22 protein-coding genes and 2 pseudogenes are annotated in these 20,141 nt (G+C 59.8%); 10 read left to right on the top strand and 14 right to left on the bottom strand.

The window, feature by feature from the left end:
• Nucleotides 1–7: 7 nt before the first annotated feature.
• From ACSG06_RS21585 to ACSG06_RS21565, 5 genes are read right to left on the bottom strand one after another with little or no spacing between them, the layout of a single operon-like run.
• On the bottom strand, nt 8–1,207 hold the full coding sequence (locus ACSG06_RS21585; RefSeq protein ID WP_440992342.1) for a TrbL/VirB6 family protein: 1,200 nt from the start codon (nt 1,205–1,207) through the stop codon (nt 8–10).
• 3 nt (nt 1,208–1,210) lie between these two features.
• The gene (locus ACSG06_RS21580; protein ID WP_440992341.1) at nt 1,211–2,116 is read right to left on the bottom strand and encodes a hypothetical protein; all 906 of its coding nucleotides are present in this window, start codon (nt 2,114–2,116) and stop codon (nt 1,211–1,213) included.
• Nucleotides 2,109–3,857 (bottom strand): DUF8186 domain-containing protein, encoded by a 1,749-nt coding sequence (locus ACSG06_RS21575; RefSeq protein ID WP_440992340.1) that lies wholly within the window; start codon nt 3,855–3,857, stop codon nt 2,109–2,111. Before ACSG06_RS21575 ends, ACSG06_RS21580 begins: the two co-directional genes overlap by 8 nt.
• Nucleotides 3,858–3,899: 42 nt before the next feature.
• On the bottom strand, nt 3,900–4,355 hold the full coding sequence (locus tag ACSG06_RS21570) for a pilin (protein ID WP_440992398.1): 456 nt from the start codon (nt 4,353–4,355) through the stop codon (nt 3,900–3,902).
• On the bottom strand, nt 4,345–4,620 hold the full coding sequence (locus ACSG06_RS21565; RefSeq protein ID WP_440992339.1) for a hypothetical protein: 276 nt from the start codon (nt 4,618–4,620) through the stop codon (nt 4,345–4,347). Before ACSG06_RS21565 ends, ACSG06_RS21570 begins: the two co-directional genes overlap by 11 nt.
• 171 nt (nt 4,621–4,791) lie before the next feature.
• On the opposite strand from ACSG06_RS21565, the pseudogene ACSG06_RS21560 reads away from it, so the two are divergent.
• Together ACSG06_RS21560 and ACSG06_RS21555 are read left to right on the top strand one after the other, a co-directional pair.
• A pseudogene (locus ACSG06_RS21560) lies at nt 4,792–4,923 on the top strand (PadR family transcriptional regulator); the annotation flags it as partial.
• Between the two features lie 68 nt (nt 4,924–4,991).
• Complete coding sequence (locus tag ACSG06_RS21555) at nt 4,992–5,879, top strand: DUF8172 family protein (RefSeq protein ID WP_440992338.1); 888 nt, start codon at nt 4,992–4,994, stop codon at nt 5,877–5,879.
• Nucleotides 5,880–6,199: 320 nt separating this feature from the next.
• Here ACSG06_RS21555 and ACSG06_RS21550 read toward each other — a convergent pair whose 3' ends face one another.
• From ACSG06_RS21550 to ACSG06_RS21530, 5 genes and pseudogenes are all read right to left on the bottom strand, one after another.
• Complete coding sequence (locus ACSG06_RS21550) at nt 6,200–8,482, bottom strand: copper-translocating P-type ATPase (protein ID WP_440992337.1); 2,283 nt, start codon at nt 8,480–8,482, stop codon at nt 6,200–6,202.
• A 146-nt stretch (nt 8,483–8,628) separates the two neighbouring features.
• The gene (locus tag ACSG06_RS21545; RefSeq protein WP_006183483.1) at nt 8,629–8,826 is read right to left on the bottom strand and encodes a heavy-metal-associated domain-containing protein; all 198 of its coding nucleotides are present in this window, start codon (nt 8,824–8,826) and stop codon (nt 8,629–8,631) included.
• Nucleotides 8,827–8,975: 149 nt separating this feature from the next.
• A pseudogene (locus tag ACSG06_RS21540) lies at nt 8,976–9,368 on the bottom strand (hypothetical protein); the annotation flags it as partial.
• Between the two features lie 137 nt (nt 9,369–9,505).
• Nucleotides 9,506–9,781, bottom strand: a complete 276-nt coding sequence (locus tag ACSG06_RS21535) for a DUF7521 family protein (RefSeq protein ID WP_004515576.1) — start codon at nt 9,779–9,781, stop codon at nt 9,506–9,508.
• A gap of 3 nt (nt 9,782–9,784) precedes the next feature.
• Nucleotides 9,785–10,135, bottom strand: a complete 351-nt coding sequence (locus ACSG06_RS21530) for an ArsR/SmtB family transcription factor (RefSeq protein ID WP_058984786.1) — start codon at nt 10,133–10,135, stop codon at nt 9,785–9,787.
• Nucleotides 10,136–10,249: 114 nt separating this feature from the next.
• Here ACSG06_RS21530 and ACSG06_RS21525 point away from each other — a divergent pair, with 114 nt between their 5' ends.
• Nucleotides 10,250–10,810, top strand: coding sequence for a DoxX family protein (locus ACSG06_RS21525; RefSeq protein ID WP_058984787.1), 561 nt, complete (start codon nt 10,250–10,252; stop codon nt 10,808–10,810).
• A gap of 145 nt (nt 10,811–10,955) precedes the next feature.
• On the top strand, nt 10,956–11,234 hold the full coding sequence (locus ACSG06_RS21520; RefSeq protein ID WP_440992336.1) for an SHOCT domain-containing protein: 279 nt from the start codon (nt 10,956–10,958) through the stop codon (nt 11,232–11,234).
• A gap of 14 nt (nt 11,235–11,248) precedes the next feature.
• Here the strand turns inward: ACSG06_RS21520 and ACSG06_RS21515 are convergent, their stop codons facing one another.
• Nucleotides 11,249–11,698, bottom strand: coding sequence for a universal stress protein (locus ACSG06_RS21515; protein WP_008364394.1), 450 nt, complete (start codon nt 11,696–11,698; stop codon nt 11,249–11,251).
• Between the two features lie 155 nt (nt 11,699–11,853).
• On the bottom strand, nt 11,854–13,239 hold the full coding sequence (locus tag ACSG06_RS21510) for a permease (RefSeq protein WP_058984789.1): 1,386 nt from the start codon (nt 13,237–13,239) through the stop codon (nt 11,854–11,856).
• Nucleotides 13,240–13,420: 181 nt separating this feature from the next.
• On the opposite strand from ACSG06_RS21510, the gene ACSG06_RS21505 reads away from it, so the two are divergent.
• The 3 genes from ACSG06_RS21505 (at nt 13,421) to ACSG06_RS21495 (ending at nt 14,866) form a co-directional block, all read left to right on the top strand.
• Nucleotides 13,421–13,807: an SHOCT domain-containing protein gene (locus ACSG06_RS21505; protein ID WP_382216045.1), complete on the top strand. Its 387-nt coding sequence runs from the start codon at nt 13,421–13,423 to the stop codon at nt 13,805–13,807.
• A 230-nt stretch (nt 13,808–14,037) separates the two neighbouring features.
• Entirely contained in the window at nt 14,038–14,469 is a 432-nt protein-coding gene (locus ACSG06_RS21500; RefSeq protein WP_231727187.1) for a hypothetical protein, read from the top strand.
• 109 nt (nt 14,470–14,578) lie between these two features.
• Nucleotides 14,579–14,866: an amphi-Trp domain-containing protein gene (locus tag ACSG06_RS21495; protein WP_049986819.1), complete on the top strand. Its 288-nt coding sequence runs from the start codon at nt 14,579–14,581 to the stop codon at nt 14,864–14,866.
• An 80-nt stretch (nt 14,867–14,946) separates the two neighbouring features.
• On the opposite strand, the gene ACSG06_RS21490 is transcribed toward ACSG06_RS21495, so the two are convergent.
• Nucleotides 14,947–15,471 carry an ArsR/SmtB family transcription factor gene (locus ACSG06_RS21490; protein WP_277543570.1) on the bottom strand — a complete coding sequence of 175 codons (525 nt, stop codon included), beginning with the start codon at nt 15,469–15,471 and terminating at the stop codon, nt 14,947–14,949.
• 201 nt (nt 15,472–15,672) lie between these two features.
• On the opposite strand from ACSG06_RS21490, the gene ACSG06_RS21485 reads away from it, so the two are divergent.
• Genes ACSG06_RS21485 through ACSG06_RS21475 form a run of 3 tightly spaced genes read left to right on the top strand, consistent with a single transcriptional unit; the run spans nt 15,673 to nt 18,494 of the window.
• The gene (locus ACSG06_RS21485) at nt 15,673–15,888 is read left to right on the top strand and encodes a heavy-metal-associated domain-containing protein (RefSeq protein WP_092664579.1); all 216 of its coding nucleotides are present in this window, start codon (nt 15,673–15,675) and stop codon (nt 15,886–15,888) included.
• Nucleotides 15,889–15,892: 4 nt separating this feature from the next.
• Entirely contained in the window at nt 15,893–17,812 is a 1,920-nt protein-coding gene (locus ACSG06_RS21480) for a heavy metal translocating P-type ATPase (protein WP_440992335.1), read from the top strand.
• Nucleotides 17,813–17,840: 28 nt separating this feature from the next.
• The gene (locus tag ACSG06_RS21475) at nt 17,841–18,494 is read left to right on the top strand and encodes a hypothetical protein (protein ID WP_058984794.1); all 654 of its coding nucleotides are present in this window, start codon (nt 17,841–17,843) and stop codon (nt 18,492–18,494) included.
• Between the two features lie 36 nt (nt 18,495–18,530).
• Here ACSG06_RS21475 and ACSG06_RS21470 read toward each other — a convergent pair whose 3' ends face one another.
• Nucleotides 18,531–19,763 carry a site-specific integrase gene (locus tag ACSG06_RS21470; RefSeq protein ID WP_095637939.1) on the bottom strand — a complete coding sequence of 411 codons (1,233 nt, stop codon included), beginning with the start codon at nt 19,761–19,763 and terminating at the stop codon, nt 18,531–18,533.
• Nucleotides 19,764–20,141 lie beyond the last annotated feature (378 nt).

The raw sequence follows: 20,141 nt of genomic DNA, 5'->3' as shown, positions 1-20,141 counted from the left end.
TGAAGCGTTAGTCGTCGGTCCACCGCATGACCTTCCGCTGGGTGCGTTTGAACGCGGCCTTGTCGAATTTCGATGACCTGTTCGTGCCTGTGTTCGTGTCGCCGGAAGTTCGGCCAGGGAGTGCGGGTGTCTCTGCGTCTTGCTTGACTGTGCGTCCAGGACGAGAGACCGCATTAACACCCTCCGATGGATCGTCCGGTCTATCTCCGTCACCGGTACCGTTTGCGGGTCTCGTGGGTGGGTTCGGGTTCCGTGTCAGGTCTCGATGGACCTGTATTGCTCCGCGGACACCGCGTTTTGCTGACTGTTTGGTGTTCGAGGCCGCAGTTGAGGCTGCACGGGCTGTTGGATTTGCCCCCTTCTGTGCAACGCGCTGAATCATCGGACTACTCCAGTAAACTGTGAGAATACTCGCGATGCACGCTCCCGGAATCAACATCACCGCCATGATGACATTGAACGTGAGCGCCTCGGCATCAAGCGAGAACAGCTCCATTTCCCAGCCAATTCGGAACAGCACCGCTGCGGGCAGTCCCGCCACGATGAGACCGGGATATACAGCCGCGGCTCGTTTAGCAATCTGAGAGACGGGGCTGAGGGGCCAGACATCGAACGCCCAACACACACCGAGCAACGGCATCGTGAGCGTCAATACGATGATGCCGAGCCATCGAAGAGCGTAGACGAGTGCCGCAGCGATCAGCAATACATTCTCGACGAAGTAGATGATTAAAATAAGAATCACACCGCCGGTCAAACCCTTCAGGGCTCCACCGAACGAGCTAGTCATCTCATCTACTGGTGCCAGCGTCATTCCGATGTCGTGGACAAAGTGTAGCGGAATGGACACCAGTGGAAACCAAACGAAAATACCCATGAATACTAAGCCTGCGCGGCGGAGCAGCTTTTTCCGCCGATAGGGGCTAACCGACCCGCTTCTAACACCGATATAGGCAACACCGATGAACAGGATCCCCAGTGAGAGCGGGAGGATATACTGGAGATACACGTCCGAGTAGAGTGGTCCCCAAAGGTCGTCTTCCGGACTTCCGATGACCATATATCGCGACCCTTCTGGATAGGGAACACCGACGATTTTCTGAATGAGGAATCCAATGAGGGACTCTATTAGGTCTTGGAGTTGGCTAATTCCCACCTCGATGAGAGACATTACCCCGCTGACAATCTGGTCGGCGAACCATCCCATCGCCTATTCCCCTCCCTCCTCGCTTGTTCCCTCCTCTCCTGAAACAAGGGAGAGATCACAGTTACCATTGTCATCTGTGCCGTATCTGACGGCCTGTGAGTAGGCTGGGTTCGAATCACTCACTTGAAGCCGAGCTGTAACGGTGAACGTGACTGTCTCGTATTCTTCGCAGTCGAGACCGGGAGCACCAGCGTTGGTGATTTTAAATATGCTCGTTGTTGTTTGCGAAACTGTCTCTCTTGGAGAAATCGTCTGAAGCATAGGCGAAACTAAACCGTCACGAGACCTTGTCAGATTGAATGGAGTGTCGGCCAGATGCAGCTCCTCGACAAAGGCTGGGCCAGTCCCAGTATTCTCCAGGATGACCCGAGCAAGGTCCGATGGTGGATCACCCGGCTCGTAGGGCATATCGGGATGGTTCTTCGCCCAGCGAACGTCGGTAATCGACACATCGGGACGAAGCTCTATCTCGGCCTCTTCGACGGACTCGCCGCCAGCGATTGCGACCAGCCGGTACGTCCCCGGGCTGTATCCGCCCATGGTGTACTCCCAGTCATCGGAGAAGCGGAGTGAGACTTGCCTCACTCCTGTACTCACACCGCTCCGGCTCTGGAGTTCGCCATTGGGCTTGATGAGGTTCACGCGGTCGAGCGAGCTCCCCTCTGCAAGCTCGACTTCGATGTGGGTCGTTCCGACCCGGATGTCGGCGAAGACACTGCTTTCGTCCGGTGTCGTCAGCTGTGTATTCGGCTCAGTTTGGGACGAGTTCTCCGACTCCGAAGTCGAGGTGGCTGTCGACGAAGAATCGGATGAACAGCCTGCCAACATGACTGACCCGGCAGCTATCGAACTCAGCAGTGTTCGGCGGGCGATACGACTCGTGTCTGTGGATTCTGTGTTCTCACTCATGACTTTCTGTTTCGCGAATACCGAGAAGTGCACCGTCAGAGGCGTAATCGACCCCGAACAGGAGGACTGCGACCGGGATGAACCACAGCAGCGTCACTATGGTGAGGTTGAGGATGTCGGTCATCGACGGCAGATCGAGTGGCATCTGTTTGATTTCGCGCGATGGGGTGTGTGGTCGGTCCGTACTCCACCACGGGAGCGGGTCATACGCGACTTCGACCAGACTGGGCGGGTTCTGTATGGTGACAAACGCGACTCCGTCATCGTTCGTCCGCACCGTCCTCGACCCGACGTGGACGCGTCCGTGCTGGACCGGTGTTCCATCCGTCTCTCCCACCCAGATTCGGAGCGTTGTCCCGGCTGCTTCCGGCGCGACAATGTCCACCGTAACCATGGTCTCCTGGACGGTCTTCACCGAGCTCGACGACACTGTCCGGGATTGCGAGCGAACAACACCGTACACAGTCGCCTGTTGGAACGTCCCGGTGTCGTACTCAGTCGACGTCACGACGAGACGATTTGTCTCCGAATACGGCGCACCACTATCCACGTGGAAGTTCGGCGGGATGGTGGGCGCGGCGACTTCTGTCGCCTCGCTGTGCTGGATTCTGAGTGGCTTCCAGGACCAGTCTGCGCTGCCGTGAAGGATGCTAGTCCCACTCGGGCGAGGGAAGGCATGGACCTGGAGCGGTCGAACCGAGGACTCGTGGGTTTCGTTCCAGATTGCAGCGCTGGTCGTCAGGGTATGCCAGTTCTCGTTTCCTGCCGTGTAGTAGAGGTAGCCACTCCGAACGCCGACGCCGTCTGCATCGTCGACGATGATTCGCCCCCATGTCGAATTCGGCTGGAGTATCGCACCGTCACGTTCCGACCCATCCCTGAACGCAACACGTTCGATGGTTGCGGTGGAGAGATCGTTCACCTGGACCGTGCGATTGGCGGTGACGTTCACGCTGTCCGTATGCTCGTTGATGGTGACGTTCCACTCCTCGTTGCACTCGCGGGTGCTTCCGTTGAAGTTGTTGCACGAGCGAATGACCTCCTCGGCCTCGACGACGATTTCGGCGCGCACAGTCAGCGTCCGATTCCCGCTCAGCCCCGCGTACTCCAGCGTCGTCGTGTGCCCGGAGCTGGTGTCCTGTGTTTCGTTCTGTGCCTCCAGTGCGACCGTCTGAATGCGGGCCTCGCTGATGTCCCATGACCGGCGAATCGGTCCGATTGGGTCACCATCTGGGGTTTGCACACGGAAGTCAGCCGTCGTGAGGACCTCGCCGTCGGGCGCGATGTAGTGGGTTGTGCCGTTCGATTGGTGAACTATCGTCGAGGGCTGAACTGCGTACACTGCGAGGTACGCATCGCGAATGAATTCACTATTCCGGAGGCGGACGCCGTCCGGATGGATCGACCGAGAGTGATTCCCGGGAGCGAAATCGCGAAGGTCACCACTGTTCCAGGCTTCGACTGCTTCTGGCGGCCGATCGAAGGGAACGTCGGTCGTCATCGCGAGTCGGCGGAAGAACTCTGGTCGTGAGGTGTTCCAGGAGTTGAACGCGTCGCTGGAGAGGTCGGGTTGATCGGAGTCTCCCGACCAGAGCCGCTGGAACGTGCTGTTGTTGACGCCGTACGCTGGGCCATCGTCGGGTACTGTCGTGTTGTTCGGCGCTGGCTCGGCCGTCCGTGAGACAGTGTCAGCACTCCCGATTCCACTACCCACGAGTGCGACGAGGGCGAGGGCGAACACGCCGAGAGTCAACGAACGGAGGGCAGACATGAAATATAATCGTTAGAAAGGCTTCACACAATCGGAGAACCCGAAGCCCATCTGGGAACCGATTTTGTCGACAAGTTCGGGTGACAGGAGCGCCAGAACGACGATGGCGAATCCAACCCCGGACATGACGAGACGCTCTTTGGCCTGGTTTTTCTTCTCAGGATTCCCGCCCGCTCGCATGTACGAGAGTCCGCCCTTGCTCATGTAGTAGCCGGTAGCTGGGAGACCGAGACCAGCAACAGCGCCGAAGACCAGATCAATGCCGGTCTCGACACCGGTGTCACAGTAGACGTTCCCAACGTCGTCTGGAGCTGCGAGGACGGGGGAAACTCCAACGATGAGGAATCCGAGGCCGACAGCGAGTGAGACGGCCTCAGGTGGGAGCTGGTGTGCGATGCGGTGTTTGAAGTCGTGCTTGTCAGTCGTCGAATCGTCCCGGTCGTGGTCGTCCGTCGTGTCAGTTGTCATCATCTATTTTCTTGTTAGTATCGAGGAGTGCTTCGAGGTCGTCCATGTCTGTGGTCTGTTCGAGTAGATCGTCGAGGTCGGCTCCCGCGTCGAGAGCCTGATCGACGAGGGAGACCAGCTGCCGACGGTCGATACCCCGGTAGGCCATTTGGTCCGCGAGTTCTTCTCGGAAGAGACCAGAGGCGTTGACGCCGCTCGCCCATTCCAAGAAGACCGCGTCTGCGGGCCTGAGCGAGACGGTCGTGTTGACAGTGTTCCGTGTCATCTTTTGTAGTGGTGATATGCAACAACCATTTCTGCCACGTGCGTTCGATGACTGCTTGTTGCGGACACTTATATTCATAGTATTATTTGATAACTTGTAACACTCTATCTTCGAAATAGAATTTGTAAAGAGCAAGGAGAATACCCGTGCCTTCAGGCGCGAGATGAATCCCTGGAGAAAGTTGAACTCGACAAACGGACGAACGTGTACACGGTCACACAACGCGGAGTGCGGGAAATCGAGGCGCGACGTGAGTGGGAAAGCCAGTATTTAGAGGACGTGAACGCACCCACTACGTCGTAGAACCAGGCGAGTAGAACTCAATATAAAAGCGGGACTGCTTTACCCACTTCCCCCGAAGACGCATTGAGATGGTTCGGCTCGTCTTCTATCATCACCCACAGGCCGAGAATTTCTCACTCAAATATAGCTCGGCATCGGTAGCAGAGATCCTGTCTCAACGAGAGCAGTCCGACGAGTCGACAAAGCTCATCGGCTACCCCTTCGAAACACCGGTCTATGTACTCTATGAAGGCGAGTCAGAGCTCGAATCTGCCCAAGACATCGACTTTGATCAGGAATGGCTGAGCGACCGTATTCGTGATCTCCCTCGTGCTGGGCAAGTTGTCACATTCCGATTAGTGGAATTGCTCGAAGCAGCTGTCGATGTTCGAGATGAGGATGAGTTTCGGCTCTACAAGGAGTTCGAACCACAAAAGATCCAACAGGCACTCGATCACGTCTCCTGGGGAGCACCACTTCCGACCGTCGCTGGAGAAGTGATGTCGAATTTGATCCTCCGACATTCCCTCCCGAATGCGAATCATCGAACTGGCATCGCGATGCTGCAGTTCTGTATTGAGAGTGTGAACCCGGATTTTGAGATGCCACGAACACACGTCGACGACGATACCTGGCGAGAGTGGGTCAATCCCTACATCGTCGATTCTAAACGGCTCATCACGGTCCGCCGGAACAACCTCCGTTTCAAGCAACTCGAAGAGCTGGACGTCGACCTCGTCGAACGGAAAGATGGGATCCAAATCCGGTTAGCCGAGTTCGAGCTGGATATGCACTGGCGAGAAGCCCTCTCAGAGTATGCTGGGCAGCACGAATTCCACTGTACGGACTTCGCGCAGGCAGTTCTCGAACGAGCAGGACGGGACGATCTGCTCGACCGTCAAGGACCAACGAAACAAGAGTTCATCACGTATCTGGAGAACGGACTGGTCGAACGAGACTTCAGAGAAATGTTTTGATCAGTCGCGAAGCTCGGCGACCGACTGACCAACCTCACGGACGTGTTCACTTCGCTCGAGGTCAAGTTCCTCGGCGAGGTAGTCAACCGTCTCTTCGAGGCTCATATTGGAAAGAAACCCGTCTAACGGTATAAACCTAGTGCTGGCGCAGCAATGTAGCCCATCAGACGAGCGTCTGTGTATACCGAACTATGCACCCTTCGGAAAAACTGTGGAACCGGTGACCGCGTAGCGATACCCACCGAAATCACGCAGTGTCGCCATTTGCTGTCCACCAACCGGACTCAATTGAAAGAAGCTCCGAAGCGTTCGGGAGCGTTTCAGTCTACAGGTTGTGCGTCAGTCGCTGGTGTCCCGCCTGGAAGCTCGGGAATGGACAGGTCCACGCGGCGGAGCAGCTGGGCGTTGATCGCGACGATGACTGTACTCAACGACATCAAGAGCGCACCCACAGCGGGGGACAGCAGAATCCCGATCGGTGCCAACACGCCTGCTGCGAGCGGAATTGCGAACACGTTGTAGCCGGCCGCCCAGACGATGTTCTCCTGCATCTTCCGGTAGCTCGCCTTACTGAGCTTCACCAGCCGGACGACGTCCATCGGGTTGTTCTGGACGAGGATGACGTCGGCCGACTGGACCGCAACGTCGGTGCCGCTCCCGATCGCAATGCCGACGTCAGCTCGCGTCAGCGCCGGCGCGTCGTTCACACCGTCGCCGACCATCCCCACGAGCTTCCCCTGGTCCTGGAGTTCCTGGACTTTCTCGTCTTTGTCTTCGGGGAGGACCTCCGCGAACACTGTGTCGATGCCCAGTTCGTCGGCGACGGCGTTGGCGACGTCCTGGGAGTCCCCAGTCAACATCGCCACCTCGATCCCCAGATCGTGGAGGGCGTCGACGACGCGGAAACTCTCCTCGCGGATCACGTCGGCCATCGCGAAGGCGGCGATTAGCTCTCCGTTACGAACGAGATACACCACTGTCTGGGCGTTCTGTCCGGCCTCGTCAGCGAAGCGCTGGAGGTGGTCGGGGATCTCGCTATCGAGCTGGGTCAACAGGTTCGGCCCGCCGACGTACACCTCGTTTCCGTTGACGGTCGCCCGGACCCCTCGTCCTTTGATCGCCTCGAAGGCTGTCGCGTCAGGAGTAGTTACATCTCGCTCGTCGGCGGCCTCACGGATCGCTCGGGCGATCATGTGTTCGGAGTCACTCTCGACGGCTGCCGCCAGCCCGAGCGCGTCGTCCTCGTCGACGCCGTCGACGGTCGCCATATCCACGACGCCGTGTTCGCCTTCGGTGAGCGTCCCTGTCTTGTCGAAGATGATGGCGTCCAGGTTCCGTGCGTCCTCCATCGCGATTCGGTCGCGGACGAGCATCCCGTTGCGCGCTGCAAGTGAGGTGTTGATCGCGACGACCAGCGGGATGGCGAGCCCGAGAGCGTGTGGGCAGGCGATGACGAGCACCGTCACGACTCGTTCGATGACCGTTGCGTCGAACGAGACTGCGACCGTCCACGCAATCGCGGTCACGACTGCCGCCCCGAGCGCGACGTAGAATAGCCAGCCGGCCGCGCGGTCGGCCAACACTTGCGTCTTGGACTTGCTCTGTTGAGCTTCCTCGACGAGGCGCATGATACCCGCGAGCGTTGTCTCCTCGCCCGTCGCACCGACGCGAACACGGAGGCTGCCGTCGCCGTTGATGGTGCCGCCGATGACCTCGTCGCCAGGCTCTTTCGAGACGGGCTTGGACTCGCCGGTGATCATCGACTCGTTGACGTCGGAGTCACCCTCCTCGACGGTGCCGTCAGCAGGGACACTTGCGCCCGGCCGGATGAGCACGAGATCGCCTTCTGAGAGCTCACTGACGGGAACTTCTTCGGTCTCCCCGTCGTCGGTGATACGCTCGGCGGTGTCTGGCATCAGTTTCGCCAGTTCGTCGACCGCGCTGGAGGCCCGCCGGACTGACCGCATCTCGATCCAGTGGCCCAGCAGCATGATGTCGATCAGCGTGACGAGTTCCCAGAAGAACGCTGACTGTGTGGGGAAAACCACGCTCGCGAGGCTGTAGACGAACGCGACGGTGATCGCCATCGAGATGAGCGTCATCATCCCCGGCGCACGGTCTTTCAGCTCCGGAAGTGCCATCTTGAGGAACGGAATCCCACCGTACGCGAAGACGATCACCGCGAAGACGGGGTTGATCCACTCGCTCCCCGGGAATACAGGGACGGAGAAGCCGAGCCACTCCTGTAGCATTTCGCTGTACAGGAGGACGGGGATCGACAGGAGCGTCGAAATGAAGAAACGCCGGCGGAACATCTGCTCGTGGCCTTCGTGCATCCCGCCATGGCCCTCGCCGTGTCCCTCGTGGGAATCGTGGCCGTGCCCGTCGCCCTCGTGGCCGGCGTGTTCGTGCTGTTCGTGGGACGCCATCTCACCTGCCGCAGCAGGGTGAGCCTCCTCCTCTAGTAGCTCCTGTTCTACCCCTTCTTCGTCAGATTCCGCGACCGCTTCATCTTGCTCACCGTGTTCGTGCTGGTGACTGGTGGTGTCCGGCTGGTCCTCTCCTCCCGGGGAATTCTCAGTTGTATCTTTGTGGTCGTCCATGAGTCATGTTCTCTATTGAGGTGGTTCCGCCGGCTTCCTGAATCTTCGGCCCTGAAACCGTACAGCAAGACCAGCGTAGACAAGCTCCGAAGACAACGGTTAGTCGTCGTCTCGAAGCGACTTGTGCTATCCGCAGCGCACGATACTCAGGCGTGAGCGGTGTATCCTGCGTCTTCGACGGCCGCCACGAGGGCCGTGACCTCTGCCTCACCGTCGACGCTTGCCTGTTCACTCTCCCTGTCGACGGTCACGGAAGTTACGCCAGTGACCTCTTCAAGGGCCTCTTCGACCGTCTGCTCACAGTGACCGCACGACATTCCTTCCACGGTGATGGTCGTCGTCATACAGAGGTACATACGGCTCCCTCTCTTTAGCGGATTTCCCCTTCGATTATACAGGTCTCTTGGGGGTCAAACTTTAGATTCCAAGCGATACATGCAGCGGCAACGAACCAAATCTCAGATTCAGCAATTGACGATGGCGGGAAGACCCAGGTATCGTTGTGGCGCTCCAGATACGTCTTCGCCGCTAAAAAGACGTATAGTGCGCCGATAGCCCGAATACCCGAGCGGAATCGCTCGTTCCATTCGATCGACTCCGGACGCTCGTATAGGAACGCGGTGGCAAATCTTCGATACAGATCGGGAAACAGGAAGACGATAGCGCCGAACACACCGGTAAGATTCATCAGCCACGCGTATGCTCGCCCATTGAGGAGGGAAATCGCAGCTATCAGAACGCCCTCAGACCGGATAGCTGGGCCGACCCACCCTCTCACCGTTCCCTCGCTTGGATTCGCAATCGCGAGTTTCTCGAAGAGCTTGACGATTTTGTCCGGGAACAGCGCTGAGAGAGCGCCAAGGACACCCACGAGTGTTCGAATCATACGATACTGTACGACTGGTATGGGCATAATTCCCGCTACGACCCTACACTGGCGAGAATAAGGGGAATCCAAACAATAGCGACTTCGAATGAGGAACAACGCCCAGAGGCCGCTTCTCGAATGAACGTCCCGAATCCTCAGGGGTTTGGGGCATACAGAGCGTAGAGGATCGACAGCATCCCGGCGGCGGTGACGAGTGCTGCGACGAATCCTGCTTCGAAAATCGACACTTGGAGGAGTTCGAAGAGAACGCCTTCAAGGAGGCCACCAAGACCGACCAGCGCGAAGCCCGCGGCGACGTACAGGAGTAACTGCGTGTGATGTCGTTGGTACCCGCGATAGGCCTGATATGCGATGACCAGTGCTAACGCGGTCGTGAACAGTTTGCCGATGACGAATAGCGTGTGTTCCATAAGTCAGTCTCCCCGCATCTCCTCGAAGATGGTCGTAATCCGGTCGGCGGGGTCCGCCCGGACATCGACCTGGACATCGAAGCCCTCTGCCTGGAGGAGGACTTCAATACGTTCGAGACGAGCCTCGTACTCGCTGTAGTGCCGTCCTCCGGGGTCGACGTGCGTATACTCTTCGAGGAGGCCCTGCTCGACGAGGCGGGTGACACGGCGCGAGACGGTCGGGCGTGACATGTCACATTCCTCGCTGAGTTCCTTCGCAGACAGTCGGTCGGTCTTCGTCGCCACGAGGATGTCGCGAGCGTACTCGTCGTCGAGTGTAGCGAAGATTTCCGACGGGTCGGACTCCTCGGTCACACGTCTCTACTCGCGACAGGAGCGTAATATAGCCCGCCGATTTTCTGACTCAGAACGCCGGCTCGCCGTTATATCGTCTCTGCCTCCGTACTGATAGTTGAAGGTGCAATAACTATGTCCACACTCGACTCCGACATGAATCAGCTCGAGAGCAGAGTCGGCGGTCTGACCGTCGGCGGGAAAGTTCACAGTCTCAGTGCGTGGTTCGTGCTCGCGCTCCGTCTCATGATGGGCTACGCGTTCGCGTACTCCGGGTTCACGAAGATCACCGGCGAGTTCGCCGCGGGCGGTTACCTCACGAACGTCGCGGCGACGAACGGCAACCCGCTCGCGGGGATGTTCGCGTGGATGGGTAGCACGCCGTGGTTCGTCGAGTTCGCGAACGTCGCCGTGCCGTGGGGCGAGCTGTTCATCGGCCTCGGCCTGCTCGTCGGCGCGTTCGTCCGCCTCGCGGCGTTCTTCGGCGCGCTCATGATGCTCATGTTCTACTTCGGGAACTGGGATATGGGTCACGGGTTCATCAACGGGGACTTCGCGTACATGCTCGTGTTCCTCGCGGTCGCCGCGTTCGCCGCGGGCCGCATCCTGGGCCTCGACCAGTACATCGAGAACTACGACGTCGGCGGCGAGACGCTCGTCGAGCGCTACCCCGCCCTCGAATACATCCTCGGCTAACCACGCCGAGACCTTTGGGAGTACAACAATGCAAAATCCAATTCAAGCACGCGGGATTCGTTCTCTGGGACTCATCGTCGTCGGAGCGCTGGCTCTGGCCGTCGTCGCCGGAATGGCGCTAACACACGCGACTGTCCCAGATGCAATGATGTGGGGGTGGCACGACGGGATGTGGAACGACGGCCACATGGCCGGATGGGGTAGCTGGGGCTGGGGGATGATGCTGTTCGGGCTCCTGTGGATGGCACTCCTCGTCGCCGTCCCCCTCGGTTTCATCTACTGGCTGGGAACGCGGTCGCAATCGAACGGCCCCGCTGAGGATTGCGCACTCGCCGTCCTCCAAAAGCGGTACGCCCGTGGCGAGATCGACGGCGAGGAGTTTGACCGCCGTCGCGCCCGTCTCACACCAGATGATGGACGGTAACGGACGGTCGTTTCCTACTCGCTGACTTCTGTTTTCACGACGGTTGCCGGACGCGTCGTCAGCCGAAGGACGCGGTCGGTGACACTTCCGAGCAACGCACGATATTCGTCGGGCCGGCGTTTGGTACCGAGCACGAGGAGATCGGCGTCACAGTCGTCTGCGTGGTCCACGATGGTCTCAGCGGGGCGGCCATGTTGCATTGCCGTCTCGACATCGACATCGGTTTCTGCGGCTCGACGTCGGAGTTCGGAAAGCGTCTCCTCGCCGTGTTCTTCGAGGCCGTGTTCGGGACCTTCGGCTTCGTCGACGTACTCGTCCCCGCTGTACGCAGTTACGACATCCTCGTCAACGACGTAGAGCACATGGAGGACTGCGTTGTGAGCGGCTGCGAGCTCGAGTGCATGCGTTTCAGCATCTTCAGACGCAACAGTTCCATCGGTCGACAGGAGAATTCGGTCGTACATTCAGTCAGAATTCAAAGGCGGGTAACATAAATTCGGCTTCCAATTCTCTCTGCTCAAGAGTCACGGTAGCGTGTTCAGTATGGCCGCGTCAGCGGATGTGTCCAAGCACGACTGACGTACTCAATCGAGACTGTGAACCATCAACGAGCTGTCCGTCAGTGGTCGTGTCCCTCCATCACCATCGGATGCCCGGTGGCGTATTCGTCCGGGTTTTCCCCGAAGGTCTCCTTGCAGGTCTGCGAGCAGAAGTAGTACGTCTCGCCGTCGTGCGCCGCCGATGGCTCGCTGTCGTCAGTCCGCATCCCACAGACGGGGTCGCGGTACTGGCCGGGCGCACCGAGACCGCGACGATAAACATACAGCAGGAACCCGGAGAGCGCGAACGCGATGAGGTTGAGATAGAACGTGTAGTTGAGTTTGAAGTACGTCTGCTCCGTCGCCGTCTCACCGCCCGCCAGATCCGGAACGATTCCCAGCGCGTCGAACAGCAGCTCCATGAGGAAGCCGGTGAACGCCATCGTCATGAAAAAGACGCCGAGGATGTACAGCATGATCTTCCAGCCGTAGTACTTCCGGTAGACGTTCAGCACGGGAATCGTGATGAGGTCAGCGTAGACGAACGCGATGATCCCGGCGAAGCTGACGCCACCGCCCCACAGCGCGACGGCGAACGGGACGTTACCCATACTGCCAACGAAACTGAGGACGGCGATGGTGACACCCATAATCGCGTTCTCGGCAGTCACGAGCAGGCCGTCGCCCTGAATGAACAGCGTGTTCCACACCCACTGCGGGACGAAAACGATGACGAACCCAGAAATAAGGAAGCCAGCGACGATGTCCTTCCAGATCATCGACCACTCCTTGCGGTACTGATTCCCGATTTTGTACCAGCCACCCCACGACAGCAACTCGTCACGCCACCCGCCGCGACTCGACGTCTCCTGACGGTAGGTCTCCATACAGCCCTCCGAGCAGAATTTGAGCGTCTCACCGCCGTCGGTCGTGAGCGTGTATTCGTCTTTGCCTTCCATCCCGCAGGTCGGGTCTTCGGTGACGCCCGCCTCACGGTCGCGCTCGTTGAGCGTTTCTCGAACTTCGGCAAAGAGATTCTCGGGGAGCGTGAGGTGGACGATCACCGCCATCACGGCGATGAGGATGAGACCGCCCAGCAGTTCCGCCAAGAGGAACTCCCAGCCGAGCAGAATCAGAATCATCAGCCCGAGTTCGACGATCAGATTCGTCGACGCGAACATGAACGCGAGAAAGTTGACCGCGTGCGCTCCCTTCTTGAACAGGCCCTTCCCGATGGCGACAGCGCCGAAACTGCAGCCGCTGCTCGCCGCACCGAACGCAGTCGCCTTGGTGAGCCCGCTCAGATCACCGTCGCCCAACACCTGTGCCATTCGCTCCTTGGAGACATAGACTTGGACCAGACTCGTGATCGTGAGACCCATAATGATCGCCCACGCCGCCGTCCAGAGGAATCCTACACCGATTCGGAGGGCTTCGAAGATGCCCTCGACCATCGTCACCTGCATAGATGTATCATCGTACGGATTATCTTTTGCAGTTTTCCTTCAGATAGTTCAGGTTAGAGCCGTTGAGAGTGTGAATTCAAAAGATTAGCGGTGGGTAGAACACGCAGGTCGAAGGCACAACCGCATTGAATAGTAAGGACGTAGTATTACTTGAGACCCAAACTCACGGAGGGATTACAATATGCCGACAAATTCAGACGACACGCGACTTGTTACGCTCCTCCTCGTTATCATCGGTGCCGTATTCATCGTCCCTCTGTTCTTCATGGGCTTCGGGATGATGGGGTTCGGCCCAATGATGGGCGGGATGTGGGGCGGTCACATGTGGGGTGACGGGACGATGCCTGGCTGGATGTTCATCGTCGGCATCGTGATGCAGTTACTGTTCCTCGCTGCCCTCGTCGGCGGTGGCTACCTCATCTATCGTGCGATTACGGGAAGTGAGAGTAGCTCAGACCAAGCCCTCGAGGAGCTCCGGGTCGCCTACGCCCGCGGAGAGCTGACCGACGAGGAATACGAACAGCGACGCGAAGCACTCGAACGCGACACGGAGTCACAGGAAGACTGATTCGAGGAATGACGGGCACACCCGATCGCCATACCACAACGGTGCACCCGTCGCTCCCGGCCTGGCTCAGCCGATATACAACGTTGGGCCTCTACGGACTACTCGTCGGGACGGGACTCTGTCTGATCGCATTCGTAACAAGTCCAGTCCCTGATCCCTCATTCCCTTGGGCGACGCTGCCGGAATCGCTCCGACTTCCCTTCGAGCAACCACGGATCGAGCACTGGCCCGTGTCATACACTATCGGCATCTGGCTGTGGATCCTCGGATTTCCGGCGTTGTTCCTTGCTGGCTACAGACGATTCGGTGCTCGGACGCCATTCGGCTCGACGACATGGCTCGCGGGACTTCCCACGCTGGCGATGCTCGGCTGGACGACGTACTGTCGATTCTTCTGGCCGAAACTCCATCCACCGACCTGGAATGCCCCCTCCTACACGTTCGTCTGCTGGCTGTACTGCTCCTCATATGACGTGGTCTGGAGTAATACAGCCTACGTAATTGCGCTTCTCGGCATCGTCGCGACGCTCCTCGCCATGCGACATCAGGACGCAGATGAGTATGCCCTTCTCGGATTTGGACTCCTCGCACTCCCCCTCGGATTACCAGCTTTGTACGAGGGATACCGACGGACAACGGTACGGCAACCTGAGGAACTGTGACCGGAGGTTGGTTTCAGCTCTGTTGATAACATTGGTGTATGATGATTCTGGCTCAAGCGAGGGTGATTTAGGGGATTCACTTATCGGTACAGGCAGCGTATCGTTCAGTATGCCTGAAGAAGTCCTGTTCAAATCAGAGAGTGGCCAGACTCGAGAAGAAATCGCGTCGTATCTCCGTAGCGTCGCTGATAAACTCGAACAAGGGGACGCAGTCACACTCAAATCCGGTTCCGAGTCCGTGACAATGGAACCACCAGCGCGCCCGACGTTCGAGGTCAAAGCCGAGCGCGAGGGACCAACGGACGGACCCGGTGAATTGAGTATCGAGTTCGAACTCGAATGGGATGAGAACGACAATAGGGAGGACGGTGGGAGCAGTCAGTTAGAAATTGAGTGATCAATTCGCAGCCTTCAACGACCGGTGGTTTCGTGTCGTGTCGTATCTGATGAAATCCCAATAGTCCCGAGTTTTCTCGCTCAGGAGTCTCTGTGAGCACGAACGAACGCACGTCGGAGGACAGTCAGAAGCACATACGTTTCGTACTTCTGGGTCCGGCAGTGCTCGCAGGGCTGCATATCCGCGACGATCTCCTCAATAGCGTCGTCGTACTCGTCGGTGAGCGTAGTGAGCGCGTCCGTGATCTGGGGCTGGACAGCGTCGATCATCTCTTCGACGGCGGCGTCGGCCGAATCTGGTAGTGAGTACGAGAGAACGATCGTGTTTGCGTGGTAGTACTTCGTCGTCCCACCACGACCCTCCTCGAACCGAACGACGTCGACGAGGCCGGCGTCCCGGAGCTCGTTGATGTGGTGGCGAACCGTGTTCTCCGTCCGGTCGACGCCGCGAACGTCGAGGCGTTCGTGGACCTCGGTCGCGGTCAGGGCCTCCTCGGCCAGAATATCGAGGATCATCGCCCGCATCGGCTCGTCGATGGCATCCGAAACCCGAGTGTCTCGCACCGCGATGTCGTCGAGACGGTGGTCAGTATCGAAATCACTCATACGAGAACTGAGCGCGAGCACGCGGGAAAAGGTAGCGGGGCAGGAGTCGGGTAGGTGTCTGTCGAGGAATCGAGTACAGAATAGACCCACGATAGCAAAAGCCCTAGACGACCTGTTTGACTGTTCCAACGACCCGTCTCCGAATTCAAACATATCATCTAAAAAATACTTATTGGGGTATGGGCACTACCTCAAACTGTAATGAGCGACACAACCCAATTCCGCGTCCTCGACTTCGATTGCCCGACCTGCGCGAGCACCGTCGAACGCGCCCTGTCGAACGTCGACGGCGTCCAGCACGTCGAAGTCCACTACGCGACCGGCCGCGTCGAGATCGAGTACGACGACAGCGTCGCTGACCCCGACACCTTCGCACAGACCATTGAAAACCAGGGGTACACGCCCCAGCCCGCCTAACACCATGAACAAACAATCGATCACGCAGTACTACCGGAAACACCGGAAGGCCATCGTCACGGCGACGAGCGGTCTCCTCTACGGCGGTGGCTGGAGTCTGGGCTACCTCACGAGTTTTAATACGGCCAGCGCCGCCATCCTCGTCCTGGCGACGCTCGTGGGTGGCTACGACATCGCCAAAACCGCCTACCACGAGGTCACCAACCGGACGCTCGGAATCAAGACGCTGGTGACGCTAGCCGCCATTGGGGCCATCATCATCGGGGAGTACTGGGAGGCCGCCGCCGTCGTCTTCCTGTTCAGCCTCGGCAGCTACCTCGAGGGACGGACGATGCGGAAGACCCGGACTGCCCTCCAGGAGCTGTTGGAGATGACGCCCGACACGGCGACCGTCCGTCGCGACGGGGAACTCCAAGAAGTCCCCGCCCGCGAGGTCGAAGAGGGCGAAGTCGTCGTCGTAAAGCCGGGCGGGAAGATTCCGGTTGACGGCACCGTCGTCGACGGCGAGAGCGCCGTCAACCAAGCACCAGTCACCGGCGAGAGCGCGCCCGTCCACAAGGCCGACGGCGACGAGGTCTACGCCGGGACGGTCAATCAAGAAGGCGCACTGGAGATCCGAACGACGGGTGCGGGCTCGGATACGACGCTCGAACGGATCATCCGCCGTGTCGAGGAGGCCCAAGAGGCTCAGTCGCCGACCGAGAGTCTCATCGACCGGTTCGCGAAGTATTACACGCCGGCCGTCATCGTGCTCGCTATCGGTGCGTACGCCGTCACGCAGAACGCGATCCTGTCGCTGACCCTGTTGGTCATCGGCTGTCCCGGCGCGCTGGTCATCGGGCCACCGGTCAGCATCGTCTCGGCCATCGGCAACGCCGCTCGGTCTGGCGTGCTGATGAAGGGCGGCGAACACCTCGAACGCGCCGGCAAGATCGACCTTGTCGCCTTCGACAAGACCGGCACCCTCACGAAGGGCGAGACCACCGTCGCCGATGTTGAGGGGTTCGGCGTTGCTGATGACGAGGTCCTCTCACTCGCGGCGACCGCCGAGAAGAAGAGCGAACACCACCTCGCTGACGCCATCGTCGACGCGGCCCGCGAGGATCCGACCGCCGCGACGGACGGCGGAACGACGGTCGCCCAAGCGGACGATACGGACGCGGGGCGCAGGTCGGTCCCCGATCCGGATGACTTCGACGTAGTCGCTGGCAAGGGCGTCATCGCCCACGCCGATGGCCAGGAAGTTGTTGTCGGCAACCGCGCACTGCTGGCCGACCGCGACATTGACGTCCCCAGCCGGGTCGCCGACTACGTCCGCGAGCGTGAGGGGCGCGGCGAGACAGTCGTCCACGTCGTTCGGGACGGGGACATCATCGGCGCGATTGCGATGCGGGACGAGCTCCGGGAGGCCGCTTCTGGGGTCGTCGCGGCGCTCCAAGACGCTGGCATCGAGACGGTGATGCTCACCGGCGACAACGAGCGGACGGCCGCTGCCGTTGCCGAGGAGGTCGGTATCGACGAGTACCGTGCCGAACTCCTCCCCGAGGACAAGCAGTCCGTCATCGAGGGCTACCAGGCCGACGGCCACGTCGTCGCGATGGTCGGCGACGGCATCAACGACGCGCCATCGCTGGCGACCGCCGACGTCGGCATCGCGATGGGTGCTGCGGGGACGGACACCGCCATCGAGACGGCTGACATGGCGTTGATGGCCGACGACCTCGAACGAATCCCGTACGCGGTCAAACTCAGCAAGGCGACGCGCTGGAACGTCCTCGAGAACGTCGGGCTGGCAGTGTTGACCGTGACCGTCCTCCTCGCGGGCGTGCTCACCAGCTACGTCACCCTCGCGTCGGGAATGCTGGTCCACGAGGCCAGCGTCCTCCTCGTCATCCTCAACGGGATGCGACTGCTCCGCTACTGACCACGAGACACGATCACAACCACAACTCATGACATCGAATTCGACTGCGACTGACACGACCCAGACGAGAACCAATTGGCAGGTCGACTACGACGTCGACCCGATCGAAATCCGCGACCCCGTCGCGGAGGCCCTCGGCGTCCTCGAACCGGGCGAACCGTTCGTCGTCACCTACCGGGACGCGGTGAAAGAAGCGGGCCACTCCTGTCCGACAGCCTCGGGCGCCTACCGGATCGTCCAGCTCGGGCTCGACGCCCTGTATCCCGACGACTATCCAGTCCGGAGCAAAATCGAGGTCCAGACGGCCGGCCCGCAGGACGATGCCGCGTACGGCGTGATGAGCCGCATCATCTCGTACGTGACTGGCGCGACCGGCGATGACGGATTCAGCGGGCTCGCCGGCGGCTATGGCGGCCGCCGCGACCTCCTCGTCTTCGACGCGTTCGACCCGGACACGGCGGACCCGACGTTCCGGTTCCGGCGAACCGACACGGACGAGACCGTCGAAGTGGCCTACCACGTCAGCGATGTTCCTGGCGGTGGACCCGCGATCGGGAACCTCCAGGGGATTCTCGACGGATCGGCAAGCGACCAGCAACGGGAGGCCTTTGCTGACGCCTGGCACCGCCGGGTACAGGTCGTCCTCAGCGACGACTCGCTGTTCACCGTCGACGCGGTGTGAACGCGACGGTCTACCCCTCACACTCGAAATATGTTACTACGGTATACTATCGATCTCCTCGAGCGCCTCAGTAGCGACATCACCGAGTTCTCCGGCCTCGATATGTGAATACCGCTCTCTCACCATCTCCTCTGAATTGTCGAGATACCGGGCGGCAACCGTGTATCCGAATGCTCGAACGAGAACTTCACCCATTCCACGCCGGCCGCCGTGTGGAGCAAGGTAATCGTGTTTCGGATGGTCGATGTCTATCTCTGCAGCTTCTGAGAGCCGTTGGAGAATCGATCGTGTGCCGTCCGTCGTAATCGAGGGCGGCCGAATATCCTCATCGAGCGCTAGGAGGAGGTCGCGAGCGTACTCCTCACGGCGTTCGGCGATTGCCTCCGTATGTTCCCCTCGGTCGGCGAGCTCATCCTGGACGAGCCCTGCGAGCGTCCGCTGGTCGAACGTGGGAAACACCGGCCAGCGCCCCGTCGGTGGGTCCATCAGCTGGCGGTAGCTCCGCAGCGGCGAGATCACCGGGTCGGGGAGACTCGCGGCGTCCCATTGCTGTTTCTTCCGGTAGACGTCCATACTGCCGTCGTCGAGGGAGAGGTCCTCCCAGCGGACGCCGCGCCGGCGCGGGTCGTTCGGATCGCGGAGGAGTTCGCCGACGCGGACGGCGGTGTACGCGAGGACGAACACCAGCGCCCGGTCACGAGCCGCCTTCAGCGCCGCGTAGCGTGCTCGCTGCTTGTCGAGGGGGTCAGTACCCTCCGGGAGTGTCGTGTACGCCTCGACGGCGTAGCGGGCCCGTTCGTCGACGTGGCGGGTGAGGGCGTGGCGCTGCTCGGACGTCCAGGCCTGCTGGTCGCCGGGCTTGCGGCCGTCGTCCTCCGGCAGCGGCGCCATCGCACTGGCCCGCTGCGCGTAATGCGCCTCGAGATATCCCTCGTTGACGCACCAGCCACACCAGGCAGAGATATAGCGGTAATAGGTTTGTACTGTGTTCTGCTTGAGTCCCCGATCTCCACCGAGATGTCGGGCGTACTCCCGGAACACGCGTTCGTCGAGATCGTCGAAGGTCGGCTCGCGGTCGACGTCGTCGGGGACGATCCCGGTCCAGTCGTCGGCGCCGCGGTCGCCGGCGGCCCACTCGGCGAACCGTTCGAGCTCGCGTGCAGCGTTACGTCGATAGTTCCCACCGTCGCCGCCGCGGCCTTTCCCCTTGTCTTGGAGGTAGCGCTCGAAGCTATCGTCGAGCGGCGTCGAAAGCGCCCGGTCAGGCATTCACCGGCCCTCCACCGTCCTGCGGGCCCGGTCTCGGTGCCTCTACCCCAGGGGAAGCGCCGTCGTGAGGCGGTTGCAGCATTCGTGCTTCACCGACGGCGGCGGGGTACTTCAAAGTGGTCGTGATTACCGGCGTAATCAAGACCACTTGCTGTATTCGTCTCATCGGGAGAAATCGAGTATCTGGAGGCTCATAGCGTCGAAATTCCGCACTAAAAGGAATTGTATATCGTATATCGCTATATGGATTATCTGGCGTTGGAAGTTGAGACTACAACAGGTATAGCAGGGCTGTAATGCGTGGATTTTGCCGAGTTAGTCAGCAGAAACTACCTCAATGCTCTCTCCAAGCGGCATTCTTGTCATATTTCCAACCGT

Origin of the sequence: Haloarchaeobius baliensis, assembly GCF_052060055.1 — an archaeon.
Lineage (GTDB): Archaea > Halobacteriota > Halobacteria > Halobacteriales > Natrialbaceae > Haloarchaeobius > Haloarchaeobius baliensis.
The sequence above is the reverse complement of the archived record's forward strand: the minus strand, read 5'-3'. Positions and strand labels throughout refer to the sequence as shown.